This window comes from Methylobacterium platani, from assembly GCF_001653715.1.
Lineage (GTDB): Bacteria > Pseudomonadota > Alphaproteobacteria > Rhizobiales > Beijerinckiaceae > Methylobacterium > Methylobacterium platani.
The window spans coordinates 62,687-81,580 of sequence record NZ_LWHQ01000038.1; the positions used below are offsets into that span (position 1 = coordinate 62,687).

Here is an 18,894-nt window from a genome sequence, read left to right on the forward strand (position 1 = left end):
CGCGGCGATTTTGCAAAAGCGGCCGGCGTCGTTAAGTCTTGGCCGTCGCGGGCGGGCGGGACGGCGGTCCCGGACCGCCCGTTCGGCTGTCCCGAACCGGGTATGCCGCCCGCTTCCGCGTCTCGCCAACCCGAGAGTCCGATGATCGTTGCGTTGTTCGTGCTCGCCCTCCTGATGCTGATCGGCGGCGTCGCCGCGATCGTCCAGGGCATCCCGTTCGTGCGGCTCGAGGTCGGCTGGACCATGGTGATCGCCGGCACCGTCGGGGCGAGCGGCGGCGCGGTGCTGCTCGGGATCGCCGCCGCGGTCGCGCGGCTCGGGCGCATCGAGCGCGCCCTGGCGGGCCGCCCGGCGGCCGTCTCGGCGGAACCGGGCGCGGAGGCCGCGCCGGCCCGCCCGGGCCGCAGCGAGCCGGTGATGCCGCCGGTCCCGCCGCCGATCCCGTTCCCGGCGGCCGCGCCGTCGGCTTCCGAGATGCGCCCGGCGGAGCCGACGGGGTTCGACGGCGGGGCGGCCCTCGCGGCCGGCGCCGCCGTCGCGGGAGCCGGGCTTGCCGCGAGCGAGCTGCGCCTGACCCGGGCCGAGGATGCGGACCTGCCGCACGCGGCGCCAGGCCCGATGGCGCACGACCCCGCGCCGCCGGAGGCCGGCCGTCACGAGCCGGCGCTTCACGTCCCGGTCGAGGAGCCGCGGCTCGAGGCCGTCGAAGCCCGTGCCGCCGAGATCCATGCCGCCGAGATCCATGCCTCCGAGATCCATGCCGCCGAGATCCACGCCGCCGACCCGCACGGGGCCGCCCCGCCGCCGCCCGCCCCGCCGGACGCGGAGCCCATGGTTCCGGCCGAGGTCATGCCGCCCGCATCCCAGCCCGTGCCTCCGGCGCCGGAGCCCGCCCGGGAGGAGCCGCTGCCCGAGGATGGTCCCGGCGAGCCGCCGGCCAAGACCGTCATCGGCACCTACGATTCGGGCGGCAACACCTACACGATGTATGCCGACGGCACGATCGACGCCGAGACGCCGGCCGGGCGCTTCCACTTCGCCTCGATCGACGAGCTGAAGGCGTTCCGCAGCGCCGGCGGCGAGGGGACCGCACGCTCCGCGTAGCCGGCGTTACGTCGAAGGGGCCGCGCACGCCGCGCCGGCCCGGCCGCCGCTCACAGCGTCGCCAGCGGATTGAGCGCGGCGTTGCGGGCCGGCAGCGGCGCCAGCATGGTCAGCGTCAGGCCGCCGGGGGCGTAGTCGATCGCGACCTCGGCCTGGACCTGGGTCGTGAGCACCCGCTGCAGCAGGCGCGAGCCGAAGCCCTGGCGGGTCGGCGGCGCCACCGCGGGGCCGCCGGATTCCCGCCAGTGGAAGCGCAGGCGCGGCCGGTCGTCCCCCGGCTCGACGCTCCAGCGGATCCGCACCTGTCCGGCCCGGTTGGACAGGGCACCGTACTTCGCCGCGTTGGTGGTCAGTTCGTGGATCGCCATGCCGATCGGTACCGCGACCTCGGAGGGCAGGTCGACCGCCGGACCGTCGAGGTCGATCCGCCCGCCGGTGCCGGGACCCATCTCGCCGTCGGCATAGGGACGCAGCTCGTTCTCGAGCAATCCGCGCAGGGAGGCGGTCTGCCACACGTCCTCGGTGAGCACCGAATGGGTGTGGGCGAGGGACATGATGCGGCCGACGAAGGCTTCGTAGAAGCTGTCGATGCTCGATGCGGTCCTGGCCGTCGACCCGACGATCGCCTGCACGGTCGCGAGCGTGTTCTTCACCCGGTGGTGCAGTTCGCGGATCAGCAGCGACTGGCGCTCCTCGGCGAGCCGCCGGTCGGTGATGTCGGCGACGACGCCGATCAGGCGCTGCGGCAGGCCGGCCGGTCCGTCGCGCTCGAAGCGCCCGGCCATCTCGATCGTGCGCCATACCTCCGCGGCCGGGTCCTTCGCCGGGCCGTCCGTCGGGCGGCGGATGCGCGCCGTGGCGTGCAGCACCCCGTCGCTGTGGAGCGCCGCGGCCACGGCGGCGCGGAAGCCCGCCTTGTCCTCCGGGTGGACCACGCTGCGGAAGAACTCGCGCATGCTGATCGTGCCGTCCTGCGGCCGGCGGCCGAAGATCTCCCACATGCGCTCGTTCTCCCAGAGCGACTGGTCGTCGAGCACGTGCCATTCGAAGATGCCGAGGGCCGCCACGGTCGTCGCCACCCGCAGCCGCTGCTCGCGGTCGTGCAAGGCGCGGCGCGATGCCTCCCGGGCGGTGATGTCCTGCAGCACGCCGATCATGCCGGTGAGCGTGCCGTCGGGGGCCCAGGTCGCCTGACCGCGGGCGGAGATCCAGGCCTCCTGGCCGTCGCCGGCCCGGCGGAAGCGCATCTCGACGGCGTAGGGGATCGCCTTGGCGACGGCATCCTGGACCGTGGCGCGGACCCGTTCGAGGTCGTCGCGGCCGACCGCCTGCTGCAACGCGGCCCAGGCCGGCGTCGCGCCGGCCGGTTGGCCGAGGATCGCCGCGGCCCGATCCGACAGGACGACGCGGCCGTCGGCCGGGCTCCAGCTCCATTCGCCGAGGCCGGCGGAGGCGAGGGCGAGGCGGGTCTGCTCCGCCCGGGCCGTGGCGGCCTCGGCGATCGCCTCCACGGCGACGATCCGGACCCCGTCCTGCTCGGCGCCCGCGCGAAGCCGCACCCGGACCGGCGACCCGTCGGCCCGGCGCCAGCAGCCGTCGCCCGACAGGTCGGGATCGGTCGCGGGGCCGTGCGGGTGCTCGATCTCGGCGATCGTGCGGCCGACGAGGTCTCCCGCGGCGAGGCCGAGCAGCGCCCCGAGGGCCGGGTTGGCGGCGGCGATGCGCCGGTCCGGTCCGGTCAGGCAGGCGAGGGCGACCGGCGCACCCGCGAAGGCGAGGCGGGAGAGGGAAACGTCCGGCAGGCCGGGGGCGGCGTCGGGCCTCTGGTCCAAGGCGGGTCAGTCCTGGTCATCGGCGGGCGGGGTGGCGGAGGTGCAGGGCCGATGGCCCCCGTGCCCTCCCGCGCGGCATCCCGAGCCGACATGCCCCGCCCGGCCCGGCTTGGCGGTTCTGCGGGGAAAACCATGCCCGTCCGTGCGGTCGGCGGCAAGGTCGGTCGTTCGCGCTTCGCCCGCGCAGTGCGCCCGAGCACGCCCCGGCGCCGTCAGCGGGCCGGCATGTACCGGATCGCCGCGATCAGGATGCCGCCGAGCGCCACCAGCATGGCGCCGAGCTTGATCGTCATCCGCTGCTCGAGGAGCTTCAATTCCGACCGGACCGAGGTCGACTCGGTCCTCATCTCCGAGGGGACGGCGGCGAACTCGGTCTTCATCTCCGAGCGGACCGCGGCGAACTCGGCTTTCATCTCCGCTCGGACCGCAGCGAACTCGCTCCGGGTCTCGACCTTGAAGGCCGCGATCTCCGAGCGCACGGCGGCGAACTCGGCCTTCATCTCCGCTCGGACCGCGGCGAACTCGTTCCGGGTCTCGACCCTGAACCCTGCGATCTCCGCCCGGACCGCCGCGAACTCCGCGGTCACCGAACCTTCGAGGCCCTGCAGGTCGGCCCGGGTCGGCAGCCCACCCTGCACCGCCTCCGCGAAGACCTCCGACAGGCCCTCCGCCTGCTCGGCGGTGAGGTGGGCCCGCTCCCGGAGGGCGCGGGCGAATTTCAGGGTGTCGAAGGCGACGGCGGTCATGCGGTCAGCCTAGCATGGGCCCGGGTGACGCGACAGGAGCCCGCCGGGCGTCTGCCGTCACGTCATACCCGTACGAAGGTGAGGTAGCTCGGCCGTCGCCCCTCGGCCGTAGTCTTCGCTTCGTAGCGGGTGCCGGGCCATTCCGGCCAGGGCGTGGTCCAGTCGGCCGAGCGGGCGGCCGTCCAGCGCAGGGCCGGGCAGCGGGCGGCGCGTACCAGGGTCCAGCCGACGTAGTCGTCGATGTCGGAGGCGAAGCGGAACTCGCCGCCGGGGACGAGCACCCGGGCGATCTCGCCGAGCGCCTCGTCCGAGACGAAGCGGCGCTTGCGCTGCCGGCGCTTCGGCCATGGATCGGGATAGAGCAGGAACACGCGCCCGATGCTCGCATCGGGCAGGCGCGGCAGCAATTCCATCGCGTCCCGGTCCCAGAACCGGACGGTGTCGAGGCCTTCCTCGTCGACGGTGCGCAGCAGCTTGACCACGCCGTTGACGAAGGGCTCACAGCCGATGATGCCGGTGCCGGGATTGAGCCGGGCCTGGGCGGCCAGATGCTCGCCGCCGCCGAAGCCGATCTCGAGCCAGGTCTCCGAGACCGGACGGGGAAACAGCGCCGAGGGGTCGAGGCGGCCGGCCTCGGGCAGGCGCAGCCGCGGCAGGAGGTCGGCGAGGCGCTCCTCCTGGCCGGGGCGCAGACGCTTGCCCTTGCGCCGGCCATAGAAGGCGCGGACGTGCCCGGCCTCCGCGTCGCTGTCGTGGTCGTCCATGATGTCCCGGTGCCGAAGAGGGGGCGTGTGGACGCCCCGTTAGCACCGGGGCGGCGGATCAGGCCAGGGCGCTCCTGAGCTGGCCGACGAGGTCGGTCCGCTCCCACGAGAAGCCGCCGTCGGCGTCCGGCTCGCGGCCGAAATGGCCGTAGGCCGAGGTGCGGGCGTAGATCGGCTTGTTGAGGCCGAGATGGGTGCGGATGCCGCGGGGCGACAGGTCGACGAGCTGGCCCAGGACCGACTCGAGCTTGGCCTCGTCGACCTCGCCCGTGCCGTGCAGGTCGACGTAGATCGACAGCGGCTTGGCGACGCCGATGGCATAGGCGAGCTGGATCGTGGCCTTGCGGGCGAGGCCGGCGGCGACGACGTTCTTGGCGAGGTAGCGCGCCGCGTAGGCCGCCGAGCGGTCGACCTTGGTCGGGTCCTTGCCCGAGAAGGCGCCGCCGCCGTGGGGCGCCGCGCCGCCGTAGGTGTCGACGATGATCTTGCGGCCGGTCAGGCCGGCATCGCCGTCGGGGCCGCCGATCACGAACTTGCCGGTCGGGTTGACGTGCCACACCGTGCCGTCGGTAACCCAGTTCTCGGGGAGCGCCGCGCGGATGTAGGGCTCGACGATGGCGCGCACGGCGGCCGAGTCGAGCGACTCGTCGAGGTGCTGGGTCGAGAGCACGATCTGCGTCGCCTCGACCGGGCGGCCGTCGACGTAGCGCACGGTGACCTGGCTCTTGGCGTCCGGTCCGAGCTTGGCCGCATCGCCGGACTTCGCCTTGCGGGCGTCGGCCAGGTCCTTCAGGATCTTGTGGGCGTAGTAGATCGGCGCCGGCATCAGGGCGGGCGTCTCGTCCGACGCATAGCCGAACATGATGCCCTGGTCGCCCGCACCCTCGTCCTTGTTGCCCGCGGCGTCGACGCCCTGGGCGATGTCGGCGGACTGGGCGTGCAGGTAGATGGCGACGTCGTTGTTCTTCCAGTGGAAGCCGTCCTGCTCGTAGCCGATGTCCTTGACGGCCTGGCGGGTCAGCTCCTCGAGATCCCGGAACGTCACCGAATCGGGGCCGCGCACCTCGCCGGCGATGACGATGCGGTTGGTGGTCGCCAGGGTCTCGACCCCGAGGCGGGCCTCCGGCATCACCGAGAGATAGGCATCGACCACGGTGTCGGAGATGCGGTCGCAGACCTTGTCCGGATGGCCCTCGGAGACCGACTCGCTGGTGAACAGGTAGTTTGAACGCGGCATGGCGTGCGAGGCCCCCAGGGTCGCGTCGGGCGCGACACGACGGCCGATTGCTGCCCGACATTTTCGATCGCGGGGTTCTGGCAGCCGGAATCCCGAACGTCAATCCGACGGAGCGGAGTTGTTCTCTTTATCGAACGTCTGTTGCCGCGAGAGCGCGCGGTCGACGGCGCGCACGAGGCTGCCCAGAGCCTGCCGGTGCTCCCGATCGAGATGGCTCTCGGCGGCCAGGGCCACCGCCTCGGCGAACCCGGTCCACCCGGCGAGGGCCTCCAGCGGCGCCTGCGGCCGGTCGCTGAGCCCGGACGGATGCCCCTCCCGGCCCGGCATGCCCTCGAAGAAGAAGCCCACCGGCACACCCAGCACCCGCGCCACGACGTCCAGGTCGGTGGCGCTCAGGCGATTGGCGCCCTTCAGGTATTTGCCGAGCTGGGAGAGCGAGACCTCGAGGGGGGCGGCAAGAGCCTCGCGGCTGAGGCCGGCCCGCAGGCGCCGCTCCTCGATGAGGCCGCCGATATGGACGTCGCGGTGATCCGCAGGTTTCCCGGCCATCTCCCGGCTCGCAGGTCTGCCCGCGTGTCGCGCCGCGGCGTGGAAGGCGACGGGAGGATTGTTGACTTCCAACGGTTGCGATCGGGTAAATGCCCGCGCTTTGGGCGAACGCTTCATTCGTCATAGCGGATGAGGCGCTGGGCGACGGACGCCGCCGCAGCCGCCGGCACCGGCCGATACGCGGCGTTAACGCGGGGTCGCGAGGGTGCGGGACGATCCCCCCGGATCCGGCGGGGACGCCCCGCTCCCGCACGCGGCCGCGAACCCGTCGGCCGGTCGTCCCGGCGGCGGCGAACGGGGACGGACGATGCTCTCGACCACCGACATCTGCCTGCGTCTCGGGGCCGCCGTGCTCGCCGGCGGGCTGGTCGGCCTCAATCGCGAGATGCATTCGAAGCCCGTGGGCGTGCGCACCCTCGGCCTCGTGGCGCTCGGCGCCGCCCTGGTGACCCTGGCCGGGTCCGGCTTCTCCGGCGACGGGACCGACGCGAATGCGAGCCGGGCGATCCAGGGCACCATCACGGGAATCGGCTTCCTCGGGGCCGGCGTGATCGTGAAGGGCGAGGGCAGGCACGTCCACGGCCTCACCACCGCCGCGGCGATCTGGGTAACGGCGGCCCTCGGCATCGTCTGCGGCCTCGGCGCCTACCGCCCGCTGGCCCTCGCCACGGGGTTCCTCCTCGTCACCCTGCTGGTCGGCGGCGCCATCGACCGGGGCATCGAGGCGCGGCGCAAGCGGAAGACGCAGGAGCAACCCGGACCCGGCGGCACGGCCTGAGCCCGGGCGCCTCTGTCGGCGAGGAGGTGGGGGCCGGCGCCGCGCGTCCCCGGCCGGCGATCAGGTCCGGGGTTGCTTCAGGGTGCGGCTCAGGTCGATCAGCTCGCGCTGGACCTGCCCGTCGACGTCGCCCGGCGCGTCGCCGGCGATCGCCAGCACGATGCGCTGGCGGGCCGCATCGAGGAAGGCGGCGGCGTAGTCGCGGTCGCCGCGCAGGTAGAGCGATCCGAGCTTCTTCTCCCGCCAGCCGATCGAGATGATGAACTCCCCCGGCGCGACTTCCTCCAGTTCGATGCGAAGCGAGGTGTCGTCGTGCGCCATGATACCGGGTTCGATCGTCGCGAGAGGTCCGGCCGGGGCCGGCCGGGATTCGCAAGCCCCATAGCGCGAATTCGGCCGCGGAGGTACCGCGATCTCGCCGGCCGGCTACGTATTTGCTGCCAGGCCGTTTCCGGCCCGAGGCCGCGGGATGCCGGCGCTCTCCGCTCGTCGGTCGGGCCCCGGTCGCGAACGCCCTTCGAGCACGCACGATGCCGCATGGCGATGGTCCGGCCGCCGATCCCGCCCCGACCGGATCGCCCCTTGGCGAGGCCGCCCGGGGGCGAACTTCGTGCGCCGACGGACGTAGTACCGGGATGGATGCGGGGCGACGGCCTCGCCGATCACGAGGGCCATGGCCATGAGTTACGACACCGATGTTCCGCCGCACCTGTCGGCACAGCCCGCCGCGACACCGGCCCCGGTCGACGCCCCGAAGCCCAACACGGCGATGCTGAAGGGCGACATCGATTCCGGCCGCAGCGGCGACAAGGTCGAGGTGTTCGATCCCGGCATGGCGATGCTCGGAACCTGCGAGGAGGCTGGCGGCAACGCCCTGTCCCCGAAGGACATCGCCCGGGCCCGCCTCGCCGAGATCAAGGAACGGTGGCGCCTGTCGCCGCGCAAGCCCGGCTACGCGCACGACCGCGCCGATCCGACGCTCGTCCTCTATGTCGGCTTCATCGGCGTTGCCGGAGTGGGCCTCTCCGCCGCGATCTGGCTCGTCAGGGCCGCCGCGTGAGCGTGGGCGAACCGCCTGCGCGTCCCGGGCCGCGGCGGTCCGCCCGGGCGACCGGGCGGGCTTCGCCATGGCGCGCGGGCGTCTGGATCACGCCCGCTTGAGTGCCAGCGCCGCCCGGAACGGGGCCGCCAGGAGGGTGAAGACCGCGCCGACCGCGAGGACGAGGGCGACCGAGAGAAGCGCTCCGAAGATGCCGATGAACCGCACGCTGCTGCCTCGCTGGATGGTCGTCGGACCGCGTCGCGGCCGTGTCGTCGCGCAGGAGGCACGGCAATAAAGGCGGCAGTGAGGTTTCGGGACCACGATCAAGCGGAAAACGGCGCCGTCCCCGCAAGTCACTTGTGCCAAGGCATCTGCGCCAGTCACCTGCACCAAGTCACCTGCCGCGAATCTCTCCGGGCGCCGCCCCCGGTTCCCGGGGTCGAGCCTCCGCCAGGGACCGCACGAAGGCGAGCGCCTGCCGGCGCGCCTCGGGGTCCTCGATCGCCGTCCACAGCCGCAACAATTCTGCGGCGTCGTCCGCAGAGACGTCGTCGCGGGAGGTGTCGACGAACGCTGCGACCGGTCGGCCGACCGCGTCGGCGATGCGTGCGAGCGTCTTGCGGATCCTCGTCTGCTGGCTGTCCTTGACTGGGAGGTGTTTCACCCGGTCGGTCTTCCTCTGCCGAAAAAGGCGTGGGAGAATGAGATCTGTCCGGTCCCGCCACCTTGACATGAGACAAGCGATATCGGCCGCGGCGCTCTGTGTCGCGTCCCGTGAGGTGCCGCGGCCGCGCCGGCCCTGCGACCGATGTCGGCTCGTCCTGCCTCCACGCTACCGCCGCGACGTCTGTCCGCCCGGTCGCGGGCCGCGGGGGTCGTCGACCCGCATGTCCCGCAAAACATCCCGAGCATCCCGAACCCTCGAATCGACGGCGGCGTCGATCTCGTCCAAGTTGCCCGAACCGGAGCGCAAGAGCATGGACGTCGATCGCCGGGTGTCGACGCGCGCTCCGTCATGGGACGCTATCGACTCACGTCGAGCATCTGGGGTCAAACTCTTGATGCAGGGGCCGGGTCGCGCTGGATCGCGGGGACGTTGCGGTCGAGACGGCGATCCGGCTCTCCCAGGCACTCCCCGACTTCGGCGACGGCGGCCTGCCATTGAGCGGTATGCGCCGTCGGATGCCCTCGAAAGGGCGGCAGTCCCGCGCCCGGAGGGGGCGAAAACGGGCACCGGACTGCCGCCGGCCGGGGCAGGCCGGAGCCTGCGGGCGTCCCGGCGGTCTAGCGTCGACTTCGTCTTTCGGGATGTGCGGGGGCACACGGAGCAGGGTGGATCGCTTCGCCCGGTCGGTGTCGAAGAACCGCAAGGCGAGCGGAAGCCCTTGCCGAGGGACCCGGCCGTGCGCCGGGCGGTGGCCCTGCGGGAGGCTCGACGACGGGCCGCACGAAAGTGGAGACGATCTCGAAGCCGGCCCGGCCAGACCGGCGCGATCGTGGGACGGGCGCCGATGGCGGGGAGGCGGGTGTCGTGCCGGCTCCCGGCCCTGGCGAGCGGGAGGTGGCGGTCGCCGCGCTCAAGCGAGCCTGCTGGCTCGCTCGCTTTCCGGCCGTGACGGCTCTTGGTGCCGTGACGGCTCTTGGTGCCGTGACGGCTCTTGGTGCCGTGACGGCTCTTGGTGCCGTGACGGCTCTTGGTGCCGTGACGGCTCTTGGTGCCGTGACGGCTCTTGGTGCCGTGACGGCTCTTGGCGCCGAGCCTGGGCCAGGATGCCCTGCAGGTCGGCCACCATGGCATCCGTCCGTGCGTCCAGATCCTCGTCGGAGCGGTAGGCGGGTCCGCGAAGCTGCAGGATGACCAAAGCCGCCACCGCTGCGCAGAGGCTGCCGCCGAAGGGCGCACCGAGCAAGGCGATCAACGGTCCATAGGGGACCATGGCCGCCGCCGTCAGCAAGCCCCCGGCAATCGCCACGAACACAATCAGCAGCATGGATGCCCCCTGTCGCCGAGGTGTACAGGCAGAGTGGTTGAGGCGGCGTTAGCGATCACGGAAACGAGCGCGATCGCTTCACCTCGGCATCGATGCTTCAGGTACCGTGCCGTCCGTCGCCATCACGGCGGATCCATGGGCGCTCCTGGCGTAAGGCCCACCCGCCAGCCTTGACCGAACCAACCCGCTCGTGGCGTGTTCCCTCTTCGTTCTCGATGATTCGGAAGGAGGCCCACGATGCTGGCGAGACACACCGGACCCGCTGAAGGCTCCTCCACTCCCTCCGGCATCTCGTGCCCCGTCGAGGCTATCGCGGCGGCCTACCTCACCCAAACCTCGGGCGACCTCGCGCTCGCCCTGCGCTGCGCCATCACCGATGCCCTGGCAGACCTTCTGGAAGCCGAGCGCCGCACCCGCGAGCGCAGCCGGCTCATCTCCCGGGGCTTCGTCCGCGGGCAGATGGAGGACACCGGCGATAGGCCGTGACGATCCGCCCGCCGGCCCGGCCGGGCAACTTCGCGGCCCGCCATGCCACGGGGCGGGCGGCGGGCATGGCTCTCTTAGCGGATGGGCCCGTCCGGCATCGGCGGGATCCTCCCTCGGGAGGCGCGCCGACAGCAGATGTCGAGCCCGTCCCGCAGGATGCCGTTCATCAGCCCCGTGGACAATCTGCCCCGACCTGCAGGGCCGGCGGACCACGGAGCGGTGATTTCAACCGGTGTTTCGGCCCGGACAAGGGCCTGAAGATGCGTGGTGTCCCCGGCAGGGCTCGAACCTGCGACCCCAGGTTTCGTACCACTTCGGCTTTCGCCGCCGCCGCGAGGCGTTCGTGGTCTGGACTATCCCTTCACCGTAGCCTCGAGAAGGCCCTTAGGTGCCGCCCGTCTAGTCTCTACACCTTCCCGGCCTGGGAGGCCGGGCTTGGCTCGGGATCGGCGTGAGGCCTCGCGGCTCGACGCTTTCCCCGACTTTGAGCGGATCCGCCGCGCAGTTTCCCGGCGCGACGCCCAATTCGGTTTAGGAAACCTGTGCTCTGTCCAGCTGAGCTACGGAGACCCACGGCGAGCCTCTTACCATCTCGGCCCGCTTCCGCCAACCTCGCCGGGGGCGGAATGGGGTGGACGACCGGCATGACGGGACGGATGGCGGCGCTCGGCCTCGTGACCGGCTCCCTGGCGCTTCTCACCGGCGCGGCGGAGGCGGCGAGCCCGCGCGGTCGCGAGCCGCCCGCCTGCCGGGGCCGCGTCGCCGGGCAGGACCGGCTCGAATCGGTCGCGGCGGGGGGCGAGCTCGTCCTCGCCTCCGGCCGGCGCGCCCGCCTCGACGGGCTGCGCTGGCCCGACGATCCGGCGGCGGCCGAAGCCGCCCGGGCCTGGCTCGTCGGCCTCGCCGGGCGTTCCCTCGCCACCCGCGAGGCGCCCGAGCCCGACCGCTGGGGCCGAATCACCCTGGATGCCGCGACGCAGGAGGGCGAGCCGGTCGACCTCGCCGGCGGCCTCGTCGCGGCCGGGCTGGCGCCGGTCGATGCCGGGGAGGGCGACAGCCTGTGCCGCCCGGGCCTGCTGGCGCTGGAGGAGGCGGCGCGCCGCGCCGGGCGCGGGATCTGGGCCGGGGCGCCGCCCGTGCCGGCGGAGGAGGTCGGGCGCCTCGCCGCGCTCGCGGGACGCTTTGCGGTGGTGGAAGGGCGTGTGCGCAACGTCGGCGAGCGCGAGCGCCGCACCTACCTCAACTTCGCCCCTTTCGGCACGGAAGGTGTGACCGTCACGGTGTCGAAACGCACTTGGCGGATCATGCTCGAACGTGGTTTCTCTGCTGTCGCGCTTCGGGGGCGGCGCGTGCGGGCTCGCGGCATCGTCGAGCTCTGGCGCGGGCCGACCCTGGACGTCGGCGCGGCCGAGATGATCGAGATGCTGGACGAGGAGCAGGCGCAGCGGCGCTGATCGCCATGGGGTGGCTTTTCACGCGAACACGGCCGGCCGGATCCGCGGCGGCCCTCTGGCCCATGGCCGTTCTGGCCCTGGCCCTCGCCGCCTGCACCGCCGACCAGACCGGCGCGCTGGCGCCGGTGGCGGCCGTCGTGCCGCCCGAGGCGCCGCGCACCACCGGGCGCGACCGGCCGGCCAACGACGCCGACCACGCCAAGCTCGTGGCGTCGTTCGGCGGCGAGTACAAGGCGCCGACGGCCCTGCGGCTGGTCAGCGACGTGACCGACCGCCTGGTGAAGGCGACCGAGCGGCCGGACGAGACCTACGCGGTGACGCTGCTCGACTCGCCGGTGGTGAACGCCTTCGCGCTGCCGACCGGCCGGCTCTACGTCACCCGCGGCCTCCTGGCGCTCGCCGACGACACGTCGGAGCTCGCCGCGGTGCTGGCGCACGAGATCGCCCACGTGACCCTGCGCCACGCCAGCGCGCGGACCGAGATGGCCTTGCGCTCCGAGCTCGTCAGCAAGGTCGTGGCCGACGTCCTCAACGACCCCGCGACCGGCGCCCTGCTGCAGGACCAGTCCCGCTTCGTCCTCGCCCGCTTCTCGCGCAGCCAGGAATTCGAGGCCGACCAGACCGGGGTGCGCACGCTGTCGCGCGCCGGCTACGACCCGTTCGGCGCCGCGCGCTTCCTCACCGCGCTCAACCGCACCACGGCGTTGCGGGCCGGGTCCGGACTGAACTCCGAGCCCGACATGCTGGCGACGCATCCGAGCACGCCGGAACGCATCACCCAGGTGACGCAGGCCGCCCGCCGCATCGGCGCCCCCGGCCTCGGCGCCGACGACCGCAACCGCTACCTCGCGGCGATCGACGGCATCGCCTACGGCGACAACCCCGCCGACGGGCTGATTCGCGGCCGCCGCTTCATCCATCCGCGCCTCGGCGTGGCCTTCGAGGCGCCGGAGGGCTTCGGGCTCGACAACACCGCCCGGGCGGTGCTCGGCACCACGCCGGACGGCAACCGCCGCCTGCTGTTCGACGCCGTCGAGACCAATGCCGGCCAGGGCCTCGAGGAGGTGCTGAAGGCGACCTGGAACGACGCCATCGAGACCGGCAGCTTCGAGAACCGGATGCTGAACGGCTTTCCCGCCGTCACCGCGGTGTCGAAGGGCAAGGAGTGGTTCTTCCGCCTCGCCGCCGTGCGGGTCGGGTCCAACACCTTCCGGATGATCATGGCCGCGAAGGGCGCCACCGATCCGGAGCCCGCCTTCGGGCGCTGGCTGTCGAGCATCGCGCTCGTGACGCCCGAGGAGGCGCGCAGCCTCAAGCCCCTGCGCATCCAGATCGTCACCGCCGCGCCCGGCGACACCGCCGAGGGCCTGGCCCAGCGCATGACCGCCGTGGACCGGCCGCTCGAGCGCTTCCAGGTCCTCAACGGGCTCGACAAGGGCGCCGCCGTGCGGGCCGGCCTGCCCTACAAGCTGGTGGTCGAGTAGGAGGCGGGGGCGGTCGCCGACGCGATTTCGCCCCGCCGCCCCGCTTCTCAACCCGGACCGACCATGCTATCTGGGCAGCCGCCGCGGGTGTAGCTCAATGGTAGAGCAGCAGCCTTCCAAGCTGAATACCCGGGTTCGATTCCCGGTACCCGCTCCATCCTTCCCATCGCCGTTTCCTGAAGCCTGGACAGTCGCTTAGGCGCTGTCCGGGCTCGGCTGCGTTTCAGGCTCGAAACCCCCCGATACAACATCGATACAACGCGCCGCCCAGGCTGCTGCGCCCGTACGATGCCTGGGGATAGCACGTCGGACGCCGGCGCCGTCGCCCCTTGCGGCGCGCCGATTCGAGGTCGATCCTCCCGTTGGCGGCGCAAACGGCGTGATGGGTTCGATCCCCATGCCTGGTGGCAATCACGTCAGGCGCGTCGCCCCGCTGCATGGGCAGACAGAGGGCTCGGGTCGCTCCCGGGCCCTCTCGCTTACGTCAGCCGGACCACGGGCGTGGGAGAGCCGGCGCCATCGGGCCCTACGGGCACGGTCCCCGGGAGGGGTCAGGGTATCCCCCGAGAGCTTCGCCCCGAGGCCCTCGGCCGGACGGCCCCCTTTCGGGGGCCGCTCTCGTTTCAGATGTCCATCGCCCGATCCCAGAGCTCGTCCTCGCCCATGACGACGTTGCCGTCCCGGTCGCGGACACCCTGGGGCATCCAGAGGTTCAGGTCGATGGCCGCGGCCGCGACGCAGACGGCCTCGTGCAGGTCATCGACGTCCTGCGTGTAGGGCTGCCGGTGGCACTGCCCGAACATCGTGTAGGGGGCGCTCGCCTCGGTCATGCCTGTTCCCTCCGCTCCGCCAGGACCTCGCCGAGGGTCGTCACCCATCCCCGCGCGAGGTCCGCCAGGTCGAACGAAGGTGGTGTGGAAGCACCCCAGTCGACCTGCAGCGTGACCGTGGCGGCCGGGGCGGACACGATCTGCGACGAGAACGGGTGGGGGACGAGGCGCATCCCCCCGGTCGGCAGGTTCGCCAGGGCCGCGTCGGCGGCCGCCTTCTCGCGCCCGGTCATGCCTTGGCCCCCCTTCCGCCCCACGGGGTCTCGTGGACCTCGTCGAGGCTGACCACCCGGCTGGCCAGGCGGTCGATCCGCATGTCCTCGGCCCGCATCTCGTCCTTGCGGGTCCACTCGCCGCATGGTGTGACGTCGCGCGGCCCGGTTTCGACCCGGATGTGCACGGACGCCCCGTTGCGGAAGACCTGGCTATTCCAGTCGGTCGTCATGATGCCCCTCAGCCGTAGTACCGGGAGAACCTGATCTCGCGGGACTTGAGCGCGGCCGCCGCGATGGCCGGGGCGTCACGGTTCCCGTCGACGACCGCCCGCAAGGCCTCGCGATGCAGCCAGTCCTCGACGATGTGGTCCGCGCAGCCCCAGTGGATGCCGCTCTGGTTGGCCAGGGCGGCCACGATGGCGTCGACGGCCTCGACGGAGAACGGCGGGCGCTCCTCGACGTCGATCCAGCAGACGACGTGGCCGTACCGGTCCCAGTCGCCCTTGTGCTGAACGGTGAACACCTCGCCGTCCTCGTCCGAGACGCCGCGCAGCAGCATGACGTCCTCGTCCTCGCCGCTGCCGCTCTCGAAGAAGATCGCCCACACCGGTCGGTCGGTCGGGATGCCCTGGTGGCCGCTCTGCCAGTTCGGCTTCGCCGGCGCCGCCTGGAGCTCTGCCTCCTTCCGCTCCAGGGTCGCGATGATGCCCTTGGCCTGCACGCCGAACAGGAAGTCGTCCTTGCGGCGGTCGTCGGCGAGTTGGTCCCGCCAATGGGCGAGGTGGGCCTGAACCTGCGCCAGGTTGTCCATGTCGTCAAAGACGCTCACGCCCCCACTCCCATCAGCTTCCGCATGTCGCCGGCGAGCGCGGCGCGCCCCTCGTCCCGGCCATCCTCCCGGCCCGCGCGCTCGCCCGCCGCGAACGCCAACAGCAAGGCGACGAGGACCTCGACGGGCGGGTCGTCGCCGATGTCCCGCTTACGGGCCTGGAACAGGGGGCGGTTGCGCTTGATGTCGTGGAACAGCCAGGTGCCTGGCCAGGCGAGCTTCGGGTTCCGCCAGTCGAAGTCGCAGACGACCACGTCGTCGCCGAGGCGGGCATGGGGCTGCGGGCCCGTTGCGGGCGCCCGGGGCGGGACGCCGCCGGCCTTGTCGAGCTCGGCCTGCGCGGTTCCCTGGCAGAGCTTGGCGAGCCGCGGCGCCAGGCTGTCCATGAAGCGCATGTTGGGGAAGGTCGCGATGCGGGTGCCGCCCACCTTCTCCCCGGCGGCGTCGCGCTCCTCCAGGATGAGGATGAGGTCGTCCGGGTCGAGCCCCCGGCTCCAGCAAGTCTCGCCGGCCGACACGAGCTCGAAGCTCTCGGTCGTCATGCGCTTATCCATGGAAGGTCCCCGTCGCAGGCAGGTCAGCGTCCCGGGTGCGCTTGGGCTCCTCGGTCCACGGCACGCCCCGGACACTCGCCAGAAAGGCAGCGTCAAAGGCGGGCTTCGGCGTGGGGTTGGTCCAGAGCTCGTAGCGGTGCCTGCCGGTCGTCGGCTCGTCGACGCGGACGATGGCCGCCCCAGGGCGCAGGTGGTGGATCACCGCCCGAAGCGCCTCGGCGTCCGCGGCGTGCCGGGCTCGCTCACGTTCGAGCTCCTCGGTCGCCTGATTGAGCTCCGCCCAGACGAGCTCCAACCCCTCGTCGGCGTCCTTGCGAAGGGCACGCTCGCGGTCGAGCGCGGCGACGGCGCGCGCCAAGCTGTCGAGCTCAGTGTCCTTCAGCATGTCCCGGTCCCTTCCCATCAGGGAGGGTACGGGGATCCCCGGATTCGCATAGGGGACGCGCCACAGGCGTTAACGGGATCGCGGAAGGCCGCCCCGGGACGTCTCCTGCAGAGGACGTTCGATCCCGGCCTCGCTCAGGGGGCGTCCCCCACAGGAGACGTTTCCGAGGGGATATTGGTTAACAGCGGGGTGCGCGGGCCGCCTCCGATTGTCGCGTATACGAGGCAAAGAGGCGGGGGCGAGCCTCTTTGACTCGTGGATCGAGCAAAAGGGCCAGGCATTTGAGCGACCCCGTTAACCACGTCCGCCCGAGGCCCGTGGTATGCCGGGGGGCATGGAGATCAAGCTCGAATACCTGTCCCCGGAGAACTGGTCCCGCCCCGCCGGCTGGACCGTCGTCGGGCGCGTCGGAACCCTAGCCCTCGCGTACGACCCGGACCGACGTCCGTACCTGATCGGCGACGGGGAGCCCCAACCCGCTGACCCGGTCGCCGTCAACGCGGCACTCTACCCCGCCATCGAGATAGCCGCCTTGCGGCTCTGGCCGGGCGGATGGACGGTACCACTCAGCGACGTTTTCGGGATCGACCGGCGCGCCGTGACGCCGAGCAGGGTCACGAAGAAGGGTCTCCATCCCCAGGTTCTGCGCGCCTTGGGCAGCCTGGCCGAGGGCGACGACGCGGATAGCCGTGGATACCTCCTCGTCGCCCTGGCCCGCTACGTCGACCGGTACTCCTGGCCGCGCCAAGGCCTGGAGGGGAGCATCGAGGACGTGCGCCGGGACGTCGACGCCTGCATGGCGTCGCTGCTCGACGTTCGGAGGCGTGGACCTGTCTTCCCGAGCCGCCGGACGGAGGCCGACGAGGATTGACACGGTAACGCATTCGAAAGGATTGGCGGTGTAGTCCTTTGGTATCGACGCGCGCTTCCGGTGCGGGTCGCTCGGAGATCCATCTGATGAACACCGATGCCCATGATCGGGCGGAGGGCCTCAGCGCGCACGCCATCATGCGTGGCGACGCCCCGGCCGCATCCCGCCGCGACCCCAACCCCTTCATCCCCCTAATCGCCCTCCTGGCGCTCCTCTGCCCGGTGACGCCCGACCTGCGTGAGCCGGACGAGGGACTCGACGCCGAGGACGACCGCTACGCGGGCATGCTCTGGTCCGCCTGCGCGATCCGCGACCATCTGCTGTCGTCGACGTGCGACTTCGCCGTGGCGCGCATCCAGGTGGCCACGCTGAGCGCCGCGGCCGCCCTGCTCGCCAAGAGCCTCGACGCGGAGCCGATGTCCATCCTCGACGTCTCCGCCGAGCGGGCCGTCACCGGCACCGTTCAGATCGCGCAGATCGCCGACGTCTGCCTCGCCGGATGCGGCGACCGCGATGCCCTGGTGCGGCTCGCGGAGGCCGCGGAGACGTGCGCCGCCCTGTGCGCGTCCGGCTACCAGGCGTTCGCCACCGGCGCCCGGCACATCCTCGCGACGCAGGAAGACCTGGGCGAGTGGCGTCCCGGGCAGCCGCCCATCCCCGTGATCGGGACGGCGATCCAGGTCGGACGCAACGCGCTCGCCCGGCTTGAGCACGAGGGCGGCCGCGCCACGGAACGTCCCACGCACGCTGAGGAGATGGACGACGACCGCGCGGGCATCGTGCGCCATACGCCGTCGGCGCCGAAGCCCGTCCCCGTAAAGCCGGCCCCGGCGGCCGCGCCGGAGCCGCAGGGGCCGGGCGTCGTCGTGTTCCCTGCCGACGTCGCCGAGGCCGTCGGCAAGGGTGACAACAGGCGCGAGGTCGAGCGCTTCCTCGGCAAGGCCCTCGGGGCCCGTCTGTCGCTCATCCCGGTCCCGGAGAACTGGGACTACTGGGAGAACGCGGTCAACACCGAGTCCCCGTGGCTCGCGCCGCTCACCCGGGCAGTGCGCCTTTCCCAGGGTAATCGCACGCACTGGGGGCATGCCGTGATCTGCGCGGTCGGGGCGCCGGGGTCTGGCAAGACGTACCACGCCCGCCGCATCGCCCAAGTCTCCAAGCTTCCGTTCGCGCGGATCAACTGCGAGGCCACCAGCGACAACGCCATGGGAGGCACCAGCATCCGCTGGCAGACCAGGCACCCGTCTTTCGTCGAGCGCCTTCTGGCGGGCGAGGGCAAGGCGAGCGGAATGGCCCTCCTGGACGAGTTGGAGAAAAGTGCCGGCGGACGTCGGAGCAACGGTGGGGACCCCCTCGACCTGCTGCACGGCTGGTTCGAAGTCGAGACGGCGCGCGCCTGGCGCTCGACATATCTCCTGTCGGAGGTCGACCTGAGCCACGTCGTGTTCCTGTGCACGGCGAACAGCCTCGACGGCCTGCCGAGCAGTCTCGTCGACCGCATGACCGTCGTGAAGGTCAACGAGCCCGGTCCGGAGCACCTGCACCATTTGGCGCAGATCCTGGCGTTCGAGACATGCCGCCAGGCGGGCCAGGACATCGGGTTCGGCTGGCTGGAGGACATCGAGTTCGCCGCCCTGGCCGACGCCTGGCGGGGAGGCTCGATCCGCCGCCTGCGCCGCTTGGTGGAGGCGGTTCTCCGGGCGCGTGAAAGCGGCCCCGCGGCGATGCCCCGCCACTGAGGGC

At 72.2% G+C, this 18,894-nt stretch carries 21 protein-coding genes and 1 tRNA gene; 9 read left to right on the forward strand and 13 right to left on the reverse strand.

Annotation, left to right across the window (positions count from 1 at the left end; genetic code table 11):
- Positions 1 to 141: 141 nt before the first annotated feature.
- The gene (locus A5481_RS18885) at positions 142 to 1,104 is read left to right on the forward strand and encodes a hypothetical protein (protein WP_053082584.1); all 963 of its coding nucleotides are present in this window, start codon (positions 142 to 144) and stop codon (positions 1,102 to 1,104) included.
- A gap of 50 nt (positions 1,105 to 1,154) precedes the next feature.
- On the opposite strand, the gene A5481_RS18890 is transcribed toward A5481_RS18885, so the two are convergent.
- The 5 genes from A5481_RS18890 to A5481_RS18910 all read right to left on the reverse strand — a co-directional run bounded on the left by A5481_RS18890 (position 1,155) and on the right by A5481_RS18910 (position 6,232).
- Entirely contained in the window at positions 1,155 to 2,936 is a 1,782-nt protein-coding gene (locus A5481_RS18890; RefSeq protein WP_064504180.1) for a sensor histidine kinase, read from the reverse strand.
- Positions 2,937 to 3,148: 212 nt separating this feature from the next.
- Positions 3,149 to 3,682 carry a coiled-coil domain-containing protein gene (locus A5481_RS18895; protein WP_053082585.1) on the reverse strand — a complete coding sequence of 178 codons (534 nt, stop codon included), beginning with the start codon at positions 3,680 to 3,682 and terminating at the stop codon, positions 3,149 to 3,151.
- Between the two features lie 62 nt (positions 3,683 to 3,744).
- Positions 3,745 to 4,446 carry a tRNA (guanine(46)-N(7))-methyltransferase TrmB gene (gene trmB, locus A5481_RS18900; RefSeq protein WP_048436980.1) on the reverse strand — a complete coding sequence of 234 codons (702 nt, stop codon included), beginning with the start codon at positions 4,444 to 4,446 and terminating at the stop codon, positions 3,745 to 3,747.
- Positions 4,447 to 4,504: 58 nt separating this feature from the next.
- Positions 4,505 to 5,683 carry a methionine adenosyltransferase gene (gene metK / locus A5481_RS18905; protein ID WP_048436981.1) on the reverse strand — a complete coding sequence of 393 codons (1,179 nt, stop codon included), beginning with the start codon at positions 5,681 to 5,683 and terminating at the stop codon, positions 4,505 to 4,507.
- 99 nt (positions 5,684 to 5,782) lie between these two features.
- A complete protein-coding gene (locus A5481_RS18910; protein ID WP_048436982.1) occupies positions 5,783 to 6,232 on the reverse strand; it encodes a helix-turn-helix domain-containing protein in 450 nt (149 codons plus the stop codon).
- A 307-nt stretch (positions 6,233 to 6,539) separates the two neighbouring features.
- On the opposite strand from A5481_RS18910, the gene A5481_RS18915 reads away from it, so the two are divergent.
- A complete protein-coding gene (locus A5481_RS18915) occupies positions 6,540 to 7,010 on the forward strand; it encodes an MgtC/SapB family protein (RefSeq protein WP_048436983.1) in 471 nt (156 codons plus the stop codon).
- 60 nt (positions 7,011 to 7,070) lie between these two features.
- On the opposite strand, the gene A5481_RS18920 is transcribed toward A5481_RS18915, so the two are convergent.
- The gene (locus A5481_RS18920) at positions 7,071 to 7,331 is read right to left on the reverse strand and encodes a hypothetical protein (protein WP_048436984.1); all 261 of its coding nucleotides are present in this window, start codon (positions 7,329 to 7,331) and stop codon (positions 7,071 to 7,073) included.
- Between the two features lie 358 nt (positions 7,332 to 7,689).
- Between A5481_RS18920 and A5481_RS18925 the strand changes: the two genes are divergently transcribed.
- A complete protein-coding gene (locus A5481_RS18925; protein WP_048436999.1) occupies positions 7,690 to 8,070 on the forward strand; it encodes a hypothetical protein in 381 nt (126 codons plus the stop codon).
- A gap of 376 nt (positions 8,071 to 8,446) precedes the next feature.
- On the opposite strand, the gene A5481_RS18930 is transcribed toward A5481_RS18925, so the two are convergent.
- Positions 8,447 to 8,785, reverse strand: a complete 339-nt coding sequence (locus A5481_RS18930) for a hypothetical protein (protein WP_048436985.1) — start codon at positions 8,783 to 8,785, stop codon at positions 8,447 to 8,449.
- A gap of 1,495 nt (positions 8,786 to 10,280) precedes the next feature.
- On the opposite strand from A5481_RS18930, the gene A5481_RS18940 reads away from it, so the two are divergent.
- The 4 genes from A5481_RS18940 (at position 10,281) to A5481_RS18955 (ending at position 13,624) form a co-directional block, all read left to right on the forward strand.
- The gene (locus A5481_RS18940) at positions 10,281 to 10,529 is read left to right on the forward strand and encodes a hypothetical protein (protein ID WP_048436986.1); all 249 of its coding nucleotides are present in this window, start codon (positions 10,281 to 10,283) and stop codon (positions 10,527 to 10,529) included.
- Between the two features lie 644 nt (positions 10,530 to 11,173).
- Positions 11,174 to 11,983, forward strand: coding sequence for a thermonuclease family protein (locus A5481_RS18945; protein WP_156655636.1), 810 nt, complete (start codon positions 11,174 to 11,176; stop codon positions 11,981 to 11,983).
- A gap of 5 nt (positions 11,984 to 11,988) precedes the next feature.
- Complete coding sequence (locus A5481_RS18950; RefSeq protein WP_048431734.1) at positions 11,989 to 13,467, forward strand: M48 family metalloprotease; 1,479 nt, start codon at positions 11,989 to 11,991, stop codon at positions 13,465 to 13,467.
- Positions 13,468 to 13,550: 83 nt separating this feature from the next.
- Positions 13,551 to 13,624 (forward strand) — tRNA-Gly (locus tag A5481_RS18955).
- 466 nt (positions 13,625 to 14,090) lie between these two features.
- Here the strand turns inward: A5481_RS18955 and A5481_RS18960 are convergent.
- Genes A5481_RS18960 through A5481_RS18985 form a run of 6 tightly spaced genes read right to left on the reverse strand, consistent with a single transcriptional unit; the run spans position 14,091 to position 16,280 of the window.
- Entirely contained in the window at positions 14,091 to 14,297 is a 207-nt protein-coding gene (locus tag A5481_RS18960; protein WP_048431735.1) for a hypothetical protein, read from the reverse strand.
- On the reverse strand, positions 14,294 to 14,530 hold the full coding sequence (locus A5481_RS18965) for a hypothetical protein (protein ID WP_048431736.1): 237 nt from the start codon (positions 14,528 to 14,530) through the stop codon (positions 14,294 to 14,296). Before A5481_RS18965 ends, A5481_RS18960 begins: the two co-directional genes overlap by 4 nt.
- On the reverse strand, positions 14,527 to 14,742 hold the full coding sequence (locus A5481_RS18970; RefSeq protein WP_048431737.1) for a hypothetical protein: 216 nt from the start codon (positions 14,740 to 14,742) through the stop codon (positions 14,527 to 14,529). Before A5481_RS18970 ends, A5481_RS18965 begins: the two co-directional genes overlap by 4 nt.
- A gap of 8 nt (positions 14,743 to 14,750) precedes the next feature.
- Positions 14,751 to 15,341 (reverse strand): hypothetical protein, encoded by a 591-nt coding sequence (locus A5481_RS18975; RefSeq protein WP_156311682.1) that lies wholly within the window; start codon positions 15,339 to 15,341, stop codon positions 14,751 to 14,753.
- The gene (locus A5481_RS18980) at positions 15,338 to 15,883 is read right to left on the reverse strand and encodes a hypothetical protein (protein WP_048431739.1); all 546 of its coding nucleotides are present in this window, start codon (positions 15,881 to 15,883) and stop codon (positions 15,338 to 15,340) included. Before A5481_RS18980 ends, A5481_RS18975 begins: the two co-directional genes overlap by 4 nt.
- Before the next feature lie 4 nt (positions 15,884 to 15,887).
- Positions 15,888 to 16,280 (reverse strand): hypothetical protein, encoded by a 393-nt coding sequence (locus tag A5481_RS18985; protein WP_156311683.1) that lies wholly within the window; start codon positions 16,278 to 16,280, stop codon positions 15,888 to 15,890.
- A 334-nt stretch (positions 16,281 to 16,614) separates the two neighbouring features.
- On the opposite strand from A5481_RS18985, the gene A5481_RS18990 reads away from it, so the two are divergent.
- Together A5481_RS18990 and A5481_RS18995 are read left to right on the forward strand one after the other, a co-directional pair.
- Positions 16,615 to 17,151 carry a hypothetical protein gene (locus A5481_RS18990; protein ID WP_156311684.1) on the forward strand — a complete coding sequence of 179 codons (537 nt, stop codon included), beginning with the start codon at positions 16,615 to 16,617 and terminating at the stop codon, positions 17,149 to 17,151.
- Positions 17,152 to 17,237: 86 nt separating this feature from the next.
- Positions 17,238 to 18,890 carry an AAA family ATPase gene (locus tag A5481_RS18995; protein ID WP_048431742.1) on the forward strand — a complete coding sequence of 551 codons (1,653 nt, stop codon included), beginning with the start codon at positions 17,238 to 17,240 and terminating at the stop codon, positions 18,888 to 18,890.
- The last annotated feature ends 4 nt before the right edge of the window (positions 18,891 to 18,894 follow it).

Coding starts and splice junctions, on each gene's coding strand:
- A5481_RS18980 (WP_048431739.1), bottom strand. CDS start 15,883: ATGACGACCGAGAGCTTCGAGCTCGTGTCGGCCGGCGAGACTTGCTGG.
- A5481_RS18995 (WP_048431742.1), top strand. CDS start 17,238: ATGAACACCGATGCCCATGATCGGGCGGAGGGCCTCAGCGCGCACGCC.
- A5481_RS18960 (WP_048431735.1), bottom strand. CDS start 14,297: ATGACCGAGGCGAGCGCCCCCTACACGATGTTCGGGCAGTGCCACCGG.
- A5481_RS18920 (WP_048436984.1), bottom strand. CDS start 7,331: ATGGCGCACGACGACACCTCGCTTCGCATCGAACTGGAGGAAGTCGCG.
- A5481_RS18895 (WP_053082585.1), bottom strand. CDS start 3,682: ATGACCGCCGTCGCCTTCGACACCCTGAAATTCGCCCGCGCCCTCCGG.
- A5481_RS18985 (WP_156311683.1), bottom strand. CDS start 16,280: ATGCTGAAGGACACTGAGCTCGACAGCTTGGCGCGCGCCGTCGCCGCG.
- A5481_RS18965 (WP_048431736.1), bottom strand. CDS start 14,530: ATGACCGGGCGCGAGAAGGCGGCCGCCGACGCGGCCCTGGCGAACCTG.
- A5481_RS18885 (WP_053082584.1), top strand. CDS start 142: ATGATCGTTGCGTTGTTCGTGCTCGCCCTCCTGATGCTGATCGGCGGC.
- A5481_RS18970 (WP_048431737.1), bottom strand. CDS start 14,742: ATGACGACCGACTGGAATAGCCAGGTCTTCCGCAACGGGGCGTCCGTG.
- metK (WP_048436981.1), bottom strand. CDS start 5,683: ATGCCGCGTTCAAACTACCTGTTCACCAGCGAGTCGGTCTCCGAGGGC.
- trmB (WP_048436980.1), bottom strand. CDS start 4,446: ATGGACGACCACGACAGCGACGCGGAGGCCGGGCACGTCCGCGCCTTC.
- A5481_RS18945 (WP_156655636.1), top strand. CDS start 11,174: ATGACGGGACGGATGGCGGCGCTCGGCCTCGTGACCGGCTCCCTGGCG.
- A5481_RS18925 (WP_048436999.1), top strand. CDS start 7,690: ATGAGTTACGACACCGATGTTCCGCCGCACCTGTCGGCACAGCCCGCC.
- A5481_RS18990 (WP_156311684.1), top strand. CDS start 16,615: ATGGAGATCAAGCTCGAATACCTGTCCCCGGAGAACTGGTCCCGCCCC.
- A5481_RS18910 (WP_048436982.1), bottom strand. CDS start 6,232: ATGGCCGGGAAACCTGCGGATCACCGCGACGTCCATATCGGCGGCCTC.
- A5481_RS18915 (WP_048436983.1), top strand. CDS start 6,540: ATGCTCTCGACCACCGACATCTGCCTGCGTCTCGGGGCCGCCGTGCTC.
- A5481_RS18940 (WP_048436986.1), top strand. CDS start 10,281: ATGCTGGCGAGACACACCGGACCCGCTGAAGGCTCCTCCACTCCCTCC.
- A5481_RS18930 (WP_048436985.1), bottom strand. CDS start 8,785: ATGTCAAGGTGGCGGGACCGGACAGATCTCATTCTCCCACGCCTTTTT.
- A5481_RS18950 (WP_048431734.1), top strand. CDS start 11,989: ATGGGGTGGCTTTTCACGCGAACACGGCCGGCCGGATCCGCGGCGGCC.